The 12486-nt window shown below is 56.9% G+C and carries 16 protein-coding genes; 2 read left to right on the top strand and 14 right to left on the bottom strand.

Going from position 1 to position 12486, the window contains the following annotated elements; genetic code table 11:
- The 13 genes from BG52_RS05095 to BG52_RS05040 all read right to left on the bottom strand — a co-directional run.
- A partial coding sequence (locus tag BG52_RS05095; RefSeq protein ID WP_081793604.1) for a thymidine phosphorylase occupies positions 1 to 982 on the bottom strand: 982 nt, incomplete at its 3' end.
- A 15-nt stretch (positions 983 to 997) separates the two neighbouring features.
- Positions 998 to 1174: an aspartyl-phosphate phosphatase Spo0E family protein gene (locus BG52_RS15245; RefSeq protein WP_081793603.1), complete on the bottom strand. Its 177-nt coding sequence runs from the start codon at positions 1172 to 1174 to the stop codon at positions 998 to 1000.
- 121 nt (positions 1175 to 1295) lie between these two features.
- Positions 1296 to 2129, bottom strand: coding sequence for a purine-nucleoside phosphorylase (locus BG52_RS05090; RefSeq protein WP_036585152.1), 834 nt, complete (start codon positions 2127 to 2129; stop codon positions 1296 to 1298).
- Between the two features lie 19 nt (positions 2130 to 2148).
- Complete coding sequence (gene deoB, locus BG52_RS05085; RefSeq protein WP_036585150.1) at positions 2149 to 3324, bottom strand: phosphopentomutase; 1176 nt, start codon at positions 3322 to 3324, stop codon at positions 2149 to 2151.
- A 35-nt stretch (positions 3325 to 3359) separates the two neighbouring features.
- The gene (gene xerD, locus BG52_RS05080; RefSeq protein ID WP_036585198.1) at positions 3360 to 4253 is read right to left on the bottom strand and encodes a site-specific tyrosine recombinase XerD; all 894 of its coding nucleotides are present in this window, start codon (positions 4251 to 4253) and stop codon (positions 3360 to 3362) included.
- Positions 4254 to 4361: 108 nt separating this feature from the next.
- Complete coding sequence (locus tag BG52_RS05075; RefSeq protein ID WP_036585140.1) at positions 4362 to 4592, bottom strand: DUF4227 family protein; 231 nt, start codon at positions 4590 to 4592, stop codon at positions 4362 to 4364.
- A gap of 113 nt (positions 4593 to 4705) precedes the next feature.
- Complete coding sequence (gene ald, locus BG52_RS05070; protein WP_036585138.1) at positions 4706 to 5845, bottom strand: alanine dehydrogenase; 1140 nt, start codon at positions 5843 to 5845, stop codon at positions 4706 to 4708.
- A 24-nt stretch (positions 5846 to 5869) separates the two neighbouring features.
- Positions 5870 to 6247 carry a cupredoxin domain-containing protein gene (locus BG52_RS05065; protein WP_036585136.1) on the bottom strand — a complete coding sequence of 126 codons (378 nt, stop codon included), beginning with the start codon at positions 6245 to 6247 and terminating at the stop codon, positions 5870 to 5872.
- Positions 6248 to 6271: 24 nt separating this feature from the next.
- Positions 6272 to 7480 carry a ZIP family metal transporter gene (locus tag BG52_RS05060; protein ID WP_051587656.1) on the bottom strand — a complete coding sequence of 403 codons (1209 nt, stop codon included), beginning with the start codon at positions 7478 to 7480 and terminating at the stop codon, positions 6272 to 6274.
- A gap of 23 nt (positions 7481 to 7503) precedes the next feature.
- Positions 7504 to 8448: a multicopper oxidase domain-containing protein gene (locus BG52_RS05055; RefSeq protein WP_051587655.1), complete on the bottom strand. Its 945-nt coding sequence runs from the start codon at positions 8446 to 8448 to the stop codon at positions 7504 to 7506.
- Between the two features lie 299 nt (positions 8449 to 8747).
- Positions 8748 to 9206 carry a ferric iron uptake transcriptional regulator gene (fur, locus tag BG52_RS05050; RefSeq protein WP_036585134.1) on the bottom strand — a complete coding sequence of 153 codons (459 nt, stop codon included), beginning with the start codon at positions 9204 to 9206 and terminating at the stop codon, positions 8748 to 8750.
- A 175-nt stretch (positions 9207 to 9381) separates the two neighbouring features.
- Positions 9382 to 10026: a stage II sporulation protein M gene (gene spoIIM / locus BG52_RS05045; protein ID WP_036585130.1), complete on the bottom strand. Its 645-nt coding sequence runs from the start codon at positions 10024 to 10026 to the stop codon at positions 9382 to 9384.
- A gap of 158 nt (positions 10027 to 10184) precedes the next feature.
- Positions 10185 to 10754 carry an NUDIX domain-containing protein gene (locus BG52_RS05040; protein WP_036585129.1) on the bottom strand — a complete coding sequence of 190 codons (570 nt, stop codon included), beginning with the start codon at positions 10752 to 10754 and terminating at the stop codon, positions 10185 to 10187.
- A 124-nt stretch (positions 10755 to 10878) separates the two neighbouring features.
- Between BG52_RS05040 and mciZ the strand changes: the two genes are divergently transcribed.
- Positions 10879 to 11025, top strand: coding sequence for a Z-ring formation inhibitor MciZ (gene mciZ, locus BG52_RS15240; protein ID WP_144340738.1), 147 nt, complete (start codon positions 10879 to 10881; stop codon positions 11023 to 11025).
- A 78-nt stretch (positions 11026 to 11103) separates the two neighbouring features.
- Here mciZ and BG52_RS05035 read toward each other — a convergent pair whose 3' ends face one another.
- Positions 11104 to 12240 (bottom strand): M20/M25/M40 family metallo-hydrolase, encoded by a 1137-nt coding sequence (locus tag BG52_RS05035; protein WP_036585128.1) that lies wholly within the window; start codon positions 12238 to 12240, stop codon positions 11104 to 11106.
- 71 nt (positions 12241 to 12311) lie between these two features.
- Between BG52_RS05035 and prli42 the strand changes: the two genes are divergently transcribed.
- The gene (gene prli42, locus BG52_RS15755) at positions 12312 to 12410 is read left to right on the top strand and encodes a stressosome-associated protein Prli42 (protein WP_150112235.1); all 99 of its coding nucleotides are present in this window, start codon (positions 12312 to 12314) and stop codon (positions 12408 to 12410) included.
- Positions 12411 to 12486 lie beyond the last annotated feature (76 nt).

Genomic DNA, 12486 nt, shown 5'->3' with positions numbered 1-12486 from the left:
GCCGCGGATTATCGATTGCTCCGACGTCTCCGCCTTGGGCGCCGATAAACGCCCGAAACTTGGCGAACGCCTCACCGTTCGAAAGCTTGCCTTCCAGCAGAGACCGCGCTTGCGCCACCGTCTTCGCCTGCCCGCCAAGCACGATCATATGGGATGCCAGCGTCAGGCACAGCGACGTGAGATCCTCCGGTCCGCGGCCCTGCAGCGTATCGATCGCTTCCGCCACTTCGAGGGCGTTGCCAATTGCAAAGCCGAGAGGCTGGTCCATATCGCTGATGACGGCGGCGGTCTGCCTGCCGACCTCCGTGCCGATCGCAACCATCGCTTCGGCCAGCTTCTCGGCATCGTCCGCCGTCTTCATGAACGCGCCGCCGCCGGCCTTCACGTCGAGCACGATGGCATCGGCGCCGGCTGCGATTTTTTTGCTCATGACCGAGCTTGCGATAAGCGGCACCGATTCGACGGTAGCCGTCACATCCCGCAGCGCGTACAGCTTTTTGTCCGCAGGCGTCATATGCCCGCTCTGGCCTACGACCGCAAGGCCGATATCGTTGACCTGCCGTATAAAAGCTTCACGGGTCAGCTCCGACCGGAAGCGGGGAATCGACTCGAGCTTATCGACAGTCCCGCCGGTGTGACCAAGACCCCGGCCGGACATTTTGGCCACCGGCACGCCTGCGGCCGCGACCAAAGGCGCAACGATCAGCGTCGTCTTGTCGCCTACACCGCCGGTGCTGTGCTTGTCGACCTTAATGCCCGCGATTTCCGACAAATCGAGCCGATCGCCGGAGTTCGCCATCGCGATCGTCAATTCCGCCGTTTCCGCCGCAGTCATGCCTTGAAAGAAAACGGCCATCGCCCAGGCCGACATTTGATAATCCGGCACGGTCCCGGAACAATACCCGTCTACGATAAATTTGATTTCGGAAGCGGTGAGCGTCTCTCCGTTCCGCTTACGCCGAATGATATCCACCGCACGCATAAAAAAGGCCCCCTGCTATGAATTTTTCCGCCGCGCCGCCTTTGCCCGCTTCTCCACCTGTACCTGCAGAATCAGCTCGTCGAGGGATTGGCTCAAATGCAGCACTTCCTGATGAAGAGTATTGTTCTCTATCGCTGCAGCGACCATTTTGCCCCGTAAACGCTCGACTTGTACGAGTAGCTGCTTGTCCATTTCTTCACTCCATGTCAGGATTCAAATTACAAAGGACATTATACGACGAACGGCAGACAAAGGATGTCATAATCGGTCGGCTTAATTGTTACAATTGTGTTACAGCCTGGGACTTAAGAAACTATAGCGACGGAATAACGCCCACGACGAGTCCGAGGAACCGGGATTTGACACGCTCCGTCGTCTCGATGACCTCATCATGCGACAGCGGCTGATCCAAAATGCCGGAGGCCATGTTGCTGATGCAGGAAATCCCCAGCACCTCGATCCCCGAATGCCGCGCGGCGATCACCTCGGCGACGGTCGACATGCCCACCGCGTCCGCTCCCATTGCACGCATCATGCGGATTTCGGCCGGCGTCTCGTAAGACGGACCAAGCACGCCGATATACACGCCTTCCCGCAGCGCAAAGCCCTGCTCCTCCGCCGTCTTCTTGGCCGCCGCGCGCAACCGCCGGCTGTAGGCCTCGGACATGTCCGGAAACCGCGGGCCGAGCTCCTCCTCGTTCGGTCCGATCAGCGGGTTGCGGCCCTGCAGATTGATATGGTCGCTGATCAGCATCAAATCTCCCGGCTCGTAAGACGTATTGATACCGCCTGCGGCATTGGTAACGACAAGCTTGGCGGCTCCCAATGCTTTCATGACCCGGACCGGAAACGCGGTCAGTTCGGGGCCGTAGCCCTCGTACATATGGAATCGGCCGCGCATCAGCGCGACCTGGCGGCCCGCCAGCTTGCCGATCAGCAGCTCGCCGGCATGCCCTTCGACCGTGGAGAGCGGAAAATGCGGGATTTCCTTATAAGAAATCGTCACCGCATCGGTCACATGGTCGCCCAGAATTCCGAGGCCCGAGCCCATGATCAGTCCGATTTCGGGTGCGGCGCCCGACGTACGGGACCGGATATAATCCGCAGCCTCGCGGATAATGGCAGCTTGCATCGTGTTCATAGTCATTCCTCCATTTGCGTTAGGTTCAATCCGTCAATTCAGGCAAAAAGCTGCATCCGTTCGCCGGCCCGGCGATGCCGAAATTGTCGGCGAGCGTAGCCGCGATATCAGCGAAGGTCGCGCGAACGCCCAGCGAACGTCCTTTGAGAACCGGGTTGTAAACCAGCAGCGGCACATACTCCCGCGTATGGTCGGTTCCGGCGTGAACCGGATCGTTGCCGTGATCGGCCGTGATGATCAATAAATCGTCCCGACCGGTCTTCGCCTTCAGCTCCGGCAGCGCTCGGTCGAATTCCGCCAGCGCGCTGGCGTAGCCGGACGGATCGCGCCGGTGGCCGTACAGCGAATCGAAATCGACCAGATTTGTAAACAAAAGCCCCGTAAACGATTCGCCCATCAGCTCGATTGTCCGGCGAATGCCGTCCTCGTTGCTTTTGGTCGGATACGACCGGCCGATCCCTTCACCGCTGAAAATATCGTTGATCTTGCCGACGGAGATCACTTCAAAACCTCCGTCCGACAGCCCGTTAAGTACGGTCGGCTCAGGCGGCTTGACCGCATAATCATGCCGGTTGGGCGTCCGTTTGAACGCGCCCGGCCGGCCTATATAGGGACGCGCGATAACTCTTCCTACCGCGTAAGGCTCCTTCAGGGTCAGCTCGCGGGCGATTTCGCAGGCGCGGTACAGCTCCTCGAGCGGAATGATTTCCTCATGGGCGGCGATCTGAAAAACGCTATCCGCCGACGTGTAGACGATCCACGCCCCCGTCTCCATTTGCTCCTGGCCGAGCTCGTCCAAAATCTCGGTGCCGCTGGCCGGCTTATTGCCGATTATCCGACGCCCCGTCCGCTCTTCAAAAGCGGAGATCAGCTTCGGCGGGAAGCCGTCCGGGAACGTCCGGAACGGCACATGAATGTGCAGGCCGGCGATTTCCCAATGGCCGGTCATCGTATCTTTGCCGACGGACGCCTCGGCCATTTTGCCGTATGAAGCCTCCGGCGCTTCTACGGGCTCCCAGTCCCCGATCGGGGCGATATTGGCCAGACCGAAACGCCGTAGCTCAGGAAGTCCGAAATCTTCGACTGATTCGGCGATATGGCCAAGCGTGTGGGCTCCCCGGTCGCCGAATGCCGGCGCATCCGGCATTTCACCGATCCCGACGCTGTCGAGCACAATTAACGTAACGCGTTTGAAGCGCATCTGCTCACCTCCGAATACTGTACCGATAAACGCTGCTATTTGGCGCGCGGATGCGTACGGTCGTAGACGTCCTTCATCCGTGTTCTCGTAACCTGGGAATAAATTTGCGTCGTCGAAATGTCCGCATGGCCCAGCATCTCCTGCACGGATCTCAAATCCGCGCCGTTCTCCAGCAAGTGCGCCGCGAACGAGTGGCGGAGTGTATGCGGTGTTATTTCCGTTGTAATGCCGGACTCGCGCGCGTATTTTTTGATGATTTTCCAGAAGCCCTGACGCGTCATACGGGTCCCCAAATGATTCAGAAACAAGCCACTCTGCTTGCGGTCCGGCTTCTCATAGCGTTCGCGCGCCGACGACAAATATAACGTTAGCGCCGACGAGGCGACCCGTCCGAGCGGAATGATCCGCTCTTTGCCGCCTGCGCCGGTGCAGCGGACGAATCCCATCTCCGGGTTCACATGCTCCCCGTCAAGCGAGATGAGCTCGCTGACGCGAATGCCCGTCGCATACAGCAGCTCCAGCATGGCCCGATCCCTCAGCCCGCCCGGCGTATCGGAAGGAGGCGATTCCAGCAGCCGCTCCACCTCGGCCTTCGTCATCACCTTCGGCAGCTTTTTCTCCTGTTTGGGCGCCGTCATATGGGCGGCCGGGTCGTGCATGGTCACCCGTTCGTTCACCAGATACTTAAAGAAGGCCCGAATCGACGAAACGGTGCGGGACACCGTGGCCACCGCGCGGCCGTGATGCTTCAAATGCAGCAGATAAGCGGCAATATGATGTTTTTCGATTTGCTCCGGCCTGTTCAACCCCTGCCCTTCCGTATAGGAGAGAAACATTGTCAGGTCGCGCTCATACGACTCGATCGTCGAACGGGACATCGCGCGTTCCTCCGACAGAAAACGGACGAATTGCCGCAGTCGTTCCTTCATCATGCTTTTTCCTCTCGCTTCCGTCTTTCCGGTTCCGTGCTATAGGTATATTCCACATCCGGCCTGTAATTTCCTGCCGATTCACGTCATTTATTGTCCGAAAACCGGCTATTCCCCATAAGCATAGAATTCCCGGAGACGCTGGGCGAACGTTCCGCGCTCTCCGCGTTCCTGCAGCCCAAACGCTTTGACGGCGTTTCCCTGCGGGACCGCGTACGGGTCAGGCATCCGTATCCAGTCGGCCGCGATGCGAAGCAGAAAAAATACGATAACGGTAAGAAGCAGGAGCAGCGCCGCAAACGCCAGTCTTCTGACCGCCTTATGCAGTGAAATGACCATATCGATCCACCCCCGGTCACGTATCGTCGGGACATGTTCTTCCCTACCCCACCTTATGCCGGGCAGGCCGCCGATATGCGCGGACTAGCGGCGTGAACACGTTCGGCACAGCATCATTCCTTGTCCGGGAGCGCCGGATCCAGCAAGTCCTCGATCCGCGTAAAAGTCCCGCCCAGCGCTTCCGCAACCTCGCGGTGCGTATAGCGGCCGGCGTATGTGTTGACTCCTTTCTTCAGCGAGCCGTTCTCCGTGACGGCTTTGCGAAACCCTTTGGCCGCCAGCTCGAGCGCGTAGGGAAGCGTCACATTCGTGAGCGCAAAGGTCGATGTGCGCGGCACCGCCCCCGGCATGTTGGCGACTGCATAGTGCAGGACGCCGTGCTTCTCATACACCGGCTCCTTATGCGTCGTTACGCGGTCGATCGTCTCGATCGTGCCGCCCTGATCGACTGCCACATCGACGATCACAGCGCCTTTTTTCATCGTTTTAACCATGTCCGCCGTAACGAGCTTCGGCGTCCTCGCTCCTGGAATCAGCACCGCGCCGATCAGCAGATCGGCCTTGCGGACGGCATTGGCGATATTATAGGAATTGGACATGAGCGTTCGGATCGTTCCCCCGAAAATGTCGTCGATATAACGCATCCGTTCCGGGTTCCGCTCGAGAATGACGACGCTCGCTCCGATCCCCAACGCCATCCGCGCCGCGTTCAAGCCGACGATCCCGCCTCCGAGAACGATCACCTCCGCCGGCGGCACGCCCGGCACGCCGCCAAGCAGAATGCCGCGCCCTCCGTAGAAAGCCTCTAGAAACTGCGCGCCGATCTGCACGGCCATCCGTCCGGCCACCTCGCTCATCGGTGTCAGCAAAGGAAGCGCTCCGCCCGGCAGCTGAATCGTCTCGTAAGCGACGCCCGTAACCTCTCCCTCGATGAGCGCCCGCGCAAGCACGGGGGCCGCGGCCAGATGCAAGTAGGTAAACAGCAGCAGCCCTTTCCGGAAATAACCGAACTCCTCCGACAGCGGCTCCTTGACCTTCATGATCATGTCCGCTTCCTCCCAGACGCCGGCCGCCTCCGGAATCACAAGCGCGCCTTCCTGCTCGTACGCTTCATCCTCAAAACCGCTTCCCACCCCGGCGCCGGCCTGAATGAGCACCTCATGCCCCTCCGCTCTGAACGCCGCCACGCCGGCGGGTGTTAGCGCGACGCGGTATTCGCTCGCCTTGATTTCCTTCGGTACGCCGATTTTCATTGTTAAAGCCCCCTGACCGTCAGTTTACTCGTCTACCTTTAACTCAGCCACCATTCCCGCTTCTGCGTGCCCCGGCAACGTACATTTTGCTTGCAGAACCATTGCTGCTTTCGCATCGATTTCCACCATGGCGGAATTCCCCGGTGCGAGGATTCCCGAATCCACTCCTAATTGATCAACAACAAAATTATGCGGAATGGCTCCTTTATTTTTAATCGTGATTCGCACAGGATCTTCCGACGTCAGCAATCGAACCTTGCCTGCTCCAATTGAATATTCCTTCAGATTGATCTCGCGGGATGCCTCGGGCGGCTCATTGGATTCCGTTGCCGTTGCTGAACATCCGGAAATAAACAATACCACGCCCAGAACAAACCATGTGAAGCTTTTTAGCCGTTTCATATTATATTCCTCTCCACCCTTATTTTATCCTGTTACGAAGAGAGCCGTCGCATACATCAATGCGAAACCGACGGTCAAACCGATCCAATTGGGGGCGGCCTGAATCTTTTGCACCAGCCCGTCGCCCCGGATCAGACTCCAGCATTCCGCAATCACCTGTAAAATCGCCCCTGTCGCTATACCGAAGAATAGTGTCGCCAAGACGGGGGAATAGGCGAATCCCCCAATCATTCCGCCCGCGATCGTCGGCACTCCAGCTATCGCGCCCATGGCCAACAGATGCCCCCAGCCGATCTTGCGATTGACGCCGGGCGCAAGAATCGCTATGCCTTCCGTTACATTGTGAACGGTAAATCCGATGATCAGCAGCGAGCCCAACGCCGCTTCACCCAGAATGAAAGCCGAGCCGATCGCCAGTCCCTCCCCCATATTGTGGATCCCGATTCCGAGCGAGATCATGTAGGAGAGAAGAAGACCGCTGCCCGCAATTCGGCCTCCCGCTTTTTTCAGTATCGATTCGATCGCGATTATGCCGAAGTAACCCAACACGATGCCGGTAACCAGCATGGTGATGCCACGAAACACTCCCGCTACGGTTGCAGCCAATTCAAATCCTTCCAGGATCGTGTCCATGCCCAAAAAAGCCAGCACGCCGACGGTCAAAGCCACCAGGGCGGACAGGTACTTCATTCCGACTTTCCGGAGAATCGGCAGCCAGAGGAACCCCAGAAACACAGGGATGATCCCGACGAATGTACCCATAAGCATAAATGTCCTGATGTAATCCCATGATACGGTCGGCGTTTGCAAGGCTGCCGGAGCCTCGAAGTTAAAGACAAACGCATCAGCCGTATATATGCTGATCACATAAGGCTTCGCTTCTTCCCACCAATAAGGAACGATAATCGTTGCGGTATCCAATCTTCCCAGTATGCTACCGGGATTGATCTCCACATTGTCCATGATGGCGCCATTGACCAGCACACTGGTAATCGTCAGATCATCCGGCCCCGTGTTTCTGACCTTGACTTGAATTTCATTGGGATGAAACTCGATTTTGGAAGCGGACAGTTCGTCAAACGGGATTTGCGGGGTGCCCAGCAGGTTCCCTCCGCTGCCCAACAGCCAAACTACCATAATACCCACGAGGGCGAGCGGCACAAGGGCAGACAATGCAATACCCAAACCGCCCTTCCATTTTTGTTTATTCTTATTTAGATCCACATTTACCATCCACGATCACTCCCTTGTTAGATTTATTCGGTTACGTTAAATATCCCCTTCCAACCCAGGCTGGAAAACTCGCTCTGATGGGCGTGGAACAAATATTGTCCGGGGTACTTATAAGTGAATTCGATGATCCCGCGCTGTCCTTGTCCCAGGATGACATTATCCGTTATTTGGTCAGGCTCGGGCATCGTTCCGTTGTTGTAGTAATTGAACATGTTTCCATGGATGTGGAAAGAATTGAGCGGATCGATTTCCGTCATATTCACCAGGTAGATGCGTACAGGCTCGCCCACCTTTAGTTCGATTGGATTCTTCATAAATTCGAATGCCTTTCCGTTCACCGTGTAAAATTCGTTCGCCGCCCCGTCAAAGTCGATATCATAGCTGTTCATCACCATCGTCAGTTCTTTCGCTGGTGGACGCGGGGTCTTGGGATCAATGATGAAGGTGCCGTACATCCCCTGATTGATATGTTCCGCTACCGGTTCTTGATGGCAGTGAAACAAATATAATCCGGGCAATTCGGCGGTAAATTCATAGATGTAAGTCCCTCCAGGAGCTACCGTCTCAAACGTACCATCCGCTTTAGCAGGATGGATGCCGTGCAGATGAATCGTATGGGGCATTTTACTTTTGTTGATAAATTTAATTTTTACATAATCGCCTTCCGTCACCCGGATCGTCGGTCCCGGCACCGTACCGTTAAAAGTCCAGACAGCCATCTCTACCCCATCCGCAATTTCCATCGTCCGGTCATCCGCTACGATTTCAAATTCTTTAACCGTCTGTCCGTTAGGACCGGTTGATTTATTTCCATAATCAAATGAAGCGGGATCCAACGGACCGGCTTTGGGCATCTCCGCATCAGAAGCGGCGCCGGTTTGTTTCGAAACCGGAGAAAACAAGAATATACTTATAATGAGCAATACCATGATGACGACCGCACCGAAAATCCATAAACGCTTTTTCATATTACATTGCTCTCCCTTGCCTTTTATTTATCCCGCAAAAAGTTTATATCGCCCTAAATTTTTTGATTAATAAAACTATTTTTACCTAGGGCAACTATTGGTATAAAAAAATTTGTCGACCTCTACGACTCCAACCACCTCCGACAATCAATTTCAAATTTTGCACTAAGGAAACAAAGTTGCCTAATGAAACTATAATACATCTTCACTTGGATTTTTGCTACACTTTTTAAAAAACGCAAAAACTCCCGCGCAGGCATCCGTGTCAACGGAGCCCGCGCGGGAGTTCTATAACCGGATCAACTGCCGGCCTGATTGTTTTTATCCCGGCACCGACTGCAGATGCCTTGAAAATCGAGCCGGTGATCGATCACCGCAAAGCCGTATTCCTGCTCCAGCCGCTCCTCGAGCGGTCCGAGCCAGTCTTCCAGAATCTCACCCATCGTACCGCATTGCACGCAAATCAGATGATGGTGATGATGTTTGTTGCTGTCCGTGCGCAAATCATAGCGGGCGACGCCGTCGCCGAAATTCATCTTCTCTACCACATGGAGCTCGCTGAGCAGCTCAAGCGTCCGGTAAACGGTCGCAAGGCCGATTTCCGGCGCCTTCTCCTTGACCAGCATGAACACGTCCTCCGCGCTGAGATGATCCTCCTCATTCTCCAGAAGAACGCGCACGGTCGCTTCCCGCTGCGGGGTTAACTTGTAGCCCTGCGATTGAAGCTGCTGTTTGATTTTCTCGATACGGGCTTCCATGTTGTCCCCCTTCGCGTCGACCAGCGCCGAGTACACCGTTAAGGCTAAATTTCTTTCCGGAGTCCCCGCAAAGCAATACGAATAATCTGCTGAGCTTCGCTGCACTTTTTGGGGATTATTTTGTGCTTTCATTATAGGCGCTGGACGAACGGAAAGTCAAACCTTTTGCTAGATTCTAGAGACCCCCGGCTGCGGCTCCCAGAACGGGTGCGGCGAGGCGGATCAGATAGGGGGAAAGGTACGCTTCAAGCAGCGCCGCTCCCCACAGCGCGAGCAGCATGAACAGGCATACGGCCGTGTGGGACAGCAAAGGATGAGCCAGTTCGCCCCCGCTCTGAAGCAGCCGATTTTTGACGACATGCAGTGAGAAGGCGATGCCGGCCACGCTCGCCATGATCAGGGCGGGAATAACCAGCAGATTGGGCGGCGCGATTGACGCGAACGCGAACAGCAGGCCCTGCCAGGCATACTCCCGAATCATGGCCCCTACCGAGAAACCGATCAGCACGCCCTTCAGGAAATCGAGTGCGAGAATGAACGGCATGCCCACGACCGTCACGCCGAGCAGCCAGATCAGCACGACCCACTTCGTGTGAAAAAGTGCCCGTTCGCGCAGCGTATCCTCCGGATCGCCCACAATGCCCGCACGGAATAAATCCGCGTAACGGCCGACCTCGCTTGTCACCTGCTGCTGCTGCTCGAGTGTAAGCGCATTGTACATCATGACTCCGAACACGACGCCGACAATGAACAGCACCGATACGAAAACGTACAGGGTGAACAGATCTTGCGCCGGGTAGAGCCGTTTTAGCGGCGGCATGGTACATGTCTCCTCCTTGTCCGGTCTGATACAATCTATGAACCAGATCGACCGGGTATGCCGGCTGCCTGCCGTTTACTCCACGCTCTTTTGCACCTTTCCGTAGTTTCCGCCGTCTGCCTGCAGCTTCCCGCCGATGCCCGCGTCAGGCTCCGACATTACGCCTGCCACTGCCCGGTCAACCGGTACAGCTGCCATGCCTGCACCGCGAGAATCGTTTTGGCGTCGCTGATCCGCTCTTCCTTGATGTAACGCTGCGCCTCCTCGAACGTCAGCGCCTCCACGGTCAGAAACTCATCGCTGTCGAGCGCCATTTCTCCGGGCGTAAGATCCTCCGCCAAGTAGACGAACAGCTTCTCGTCCGCGAAGCCCGGAGAGGTGTAGAAAGCATGCAGCAGCTTCATCGAGCCGGCCTTGTACCCGGTCTCCTCTTCCAGCTCCCGGTACGCCGACTCCACCGGATCCTCGCCCGGATCCAGCTTGCCAGCGGGTATCTCCACCTGGAATTTCTCCAGAGGCTTGCGGTATTGCTCAACGACGAGCAGCTTGCCGTCCACGAGGGCGATGACGGCCGACGCTCCGGGATGGCGGACGATTTCGCGCGTAGACGAACCGCCGCCCGGCAGCTCCACGGTATCGACCTGGAGGCTGATCATCCTGCCCGAGAAGATCGGCTCGGTGTTGAGCGTTTTTTCCGTCCATTGCTCTGTGCGTGCATCGTTTTCCATTGCGATTCGCTCCTTCGGCCGCCGCTGCGGCATATTGTCGCTAACATTTTCCGTCCGGTCAGGGATAACATGTCCCGCGGGCGCATATGGTTCATTATACCAAAATCGACGGGGGATGAATCGTATGAAACAGTACATCGATCCGAAAGGTCTGCGGCTGGTCGGCAAAGCCTGGGAGATCCGCCATCAGCTGCGCAAAATTAACGGAAGCCCCAAAAGCCCGCGCAAGCTGAACGATTGGCTGAAATCCGGCAGTGCGCCGGTTCGTTGACAGCCTCGCGCGTTAAAAACCCGCCGTCAGGCGACGGCGGGCAGGATTAAACGACGAAGCTGTTATCAAATGGTGAAGCTATTCCTTGACCCGTTCGCCGGCGAGCTTGACGATCTGCACCACCAGCTCAGTCGTTTTTACGAGGTCCGCGACCTTGATCTGCTCCTTCGTCGTATGGATATGCTCGTAGCCGACAGCCAGATTCACGGTCGGGACGCCGAGGCCGTTGAAGATGTTCGCATCGCTGCCGCCGCCTGAATGAAATGTGCGCGGCGTGCAGCCGATACGCTCGATCGCCGACTTCGCCAGCTCGACGACAGGATCCCCATCCGTATAGCTGTAGGCGGGGTAAATGATCTCGCTGTCGAACTCCGCCGAAGCGCCATAATCGGCGGTTGCGCTCTCCAAGGCCGTCCGCATCGCCTCGACCTGGCTGTCGAGCTTATCCTGCACGATACTGCGCGCCTCGGCATCCAGCTTCACGAAATCGCACACGATGTTCGTTGCTCCGCCACCCTCAAACCGGCCGATGTTGGCCGTCGTCTCGTGGTCGATACGGCCGAGCGACATGCGCGCGATCGCTTTGGCGGCCACCTGAATGGCGCTGATGCCATCCTCCGGGTTGACGCCTGCGTGCGCCGATTTGCCGTTCACCTTCATGGTGATTTTCGCCTGAGTCGGTGCCGCGACCGCAATGTCGCCGATCTGTCCGTTCGAATCGAGCGCATAGCCGAATGTCGCCTTCAGCCTACTCGCTTCCATCGCCCGCGCGCCGTATAGGCCCGCTTCCTCGCCTACGGTAATGACGAATTGCACCGGGCCGTGCGGTATGCCCTGCTCCTTCAGCACCTTGACTGCTTCCAGCATCGCCGCGAGGCCGGCCTTATCGTCCGCGCCGAGAATCGTCGTGCCGTCGCTGCGGATATAACCGTCGTCGTCCAGCTGCGGTTTGATCCCTGCGCCCGGCGTCACCGTATCCATGTGGGACGTGAAGAAAATAACCGGTGCGTCGGGCGCTCCGTCCGCCTCCAGGAAAATAAACAGATTGCCTGAGCCGTGACCGGTTTTCTCCGCCGCGTCGTCTTCCTCGACCGAAAGCCCCAGCGCTGCGAATTTCTCTTTCAGTACCTTGCTTATTTCCTGCTCATGCCCGGTTTCGCTGTCAACCCTGACGAGCGCCATAAATTCGTCCACCAAACGTTTTTCCTGAATCATCGGCTTTCCTCCATCCTGCGAGATCGTATACAATAGAAACAGATTTTTGTACCGAAAGGAGCGCTGACTTCATGCCTAATCGCAAATGGATACGGATTACCGCCCTCGTACTCGTAGCCGCCATGGTCGTTTCCACCTTATTCGCCGCCCTCGGCTGGCTCTTCTACTAGGTTGCTTCCGATTCGCCCGAAAATACGGCAAAGGTGCGGCGCAATTTCCGCCGCCGCCCGCCGGATCGGCATGTCC

It is taken from the genome of Paenibacillus darwinianus (assembly GCF_000598065.1).
Lineage (GTDB): Bacteria > Bacillota > Bacilli > Paenibacillales > Paenibacillaceae > Paenibacillus_I > Paenibacillus_I darwinianus.
The sequence above is the reverse complement of the archived record's forward strand: the minus strand, read 5'-3'. Positions and strand labels throughout refer to the sequence as shown.

What these genes read in the sequence shown, in the direction of transcription:
- BG52_RS15245 (WP_081793603.1), bottom strand. Translation starts at nt 1,174, where the DNA reads ATGGACAAGCAGCTACTCGTACAAGTCGAGCGTTTACGGGGCAAAATG.
- BG52_RS05090 (WP_036585152.1), bottom strand. Translation starts at nt 2,129, where the DNA reads ATGACTATGAACACGATGCAAGCTGCCATTATCCGCGAGGCTGCGGAT.
- deoB (WP_036585150.1), bottom strand. Translation starts at nt 3,324, where the DNA reads ATGCGCTTCAAACGCGTTACGTTAATTGTGCTCGACAGCGTCGGGATC.
- xerD (WP_036585198.1), bottom strand. Translation starts at nt 4,253, where the DNA reads ATGAAGGAACGACTGCGGCAATTCGTCCGTTTTCTGTCGGAGGAACGC.
- BG52_RS05075 (WP_036585140.1), bottom strand. Translation starts at nt 4,592, where the DNA reads ATGGTCATTTCACTGCATAAGGCGGTCAGAAGACTGGCGTTTGCGGCG.
- ald (WP_036585138.1), bottom strand. Translation starts at nt 5,845, where the DNA reads ATGAAAATCGGCGTACCGAAGGAAATCAAGGCGAGCGAATACCGCGTC.
- BG52_RS05065 (WP_036585136.1), bottom strand. Translation starts at nt 6,247, where the DNA reads ATGAAACGGCTAAAAAGCTTCACATGGTTTGTTCTGGGCGTGGTATTG.
- BG52_RS05060 (WP_051587656.1), bottom strand. Translation starts at nt 7,480, where the DNA reads ATGGTAAATGTGGATCTAAATAAGAATAAACAAAAATGGAAGGGCGGT.
- BG52_RS05055 (WP_051587655.1), bottom strand. Translation starts at nt 8,448, where the DNA reads ATGAAAAAGCGTTTATGGATTTTCGGTGCGGTCGTCATCATGGTATTG.
- fur (WP_036585134.1), bottom strand. Translation starts at nt 9,206, where the DNA reads ATGGAAGCCCGTATCGAGAAAATCAAACAGCAGCTTCAATCGCAGGGC.
- spoIIM (WP_036585130.1), bottom strand. Translation starts at nt 10,026, where the DNA reads ATGCCGCCGCTAAAACGGCTCTACCCGGCGCAAGATCTGTTCACCCTG.
- BG52_RS05040 (WP_036585129.1), bottom strand. Translation starts at nt 10,754, where the DNA reads ATGGAAAACGATGCACGCACAGAGCAATGGACGGAAAAAACGCTCAAC.
- mciZ (WP_144340738.1), top strand. Translation starts at nt 10,879, where the DNA reads ATGAAACAGTACATCGATCCGAAAGGTCTGCGGCTGGTCGGCAAAGCC.
- BG52_RS05035 (WP_036585128.1), bottom strand. Translation starts at nt 12,240, where the DNA reads ATGATTCAGGAAAAACGTTTGGTGGACGAATTTATGGCGCTCGTCAGG.
- prli42 (WP_150112235.1), top strand. Translation starts at nt 12,312, where the DNA reads ATGCCTAATCGCAAATGGATACGGATTACCGCCCTCGTACTCGTAGCC.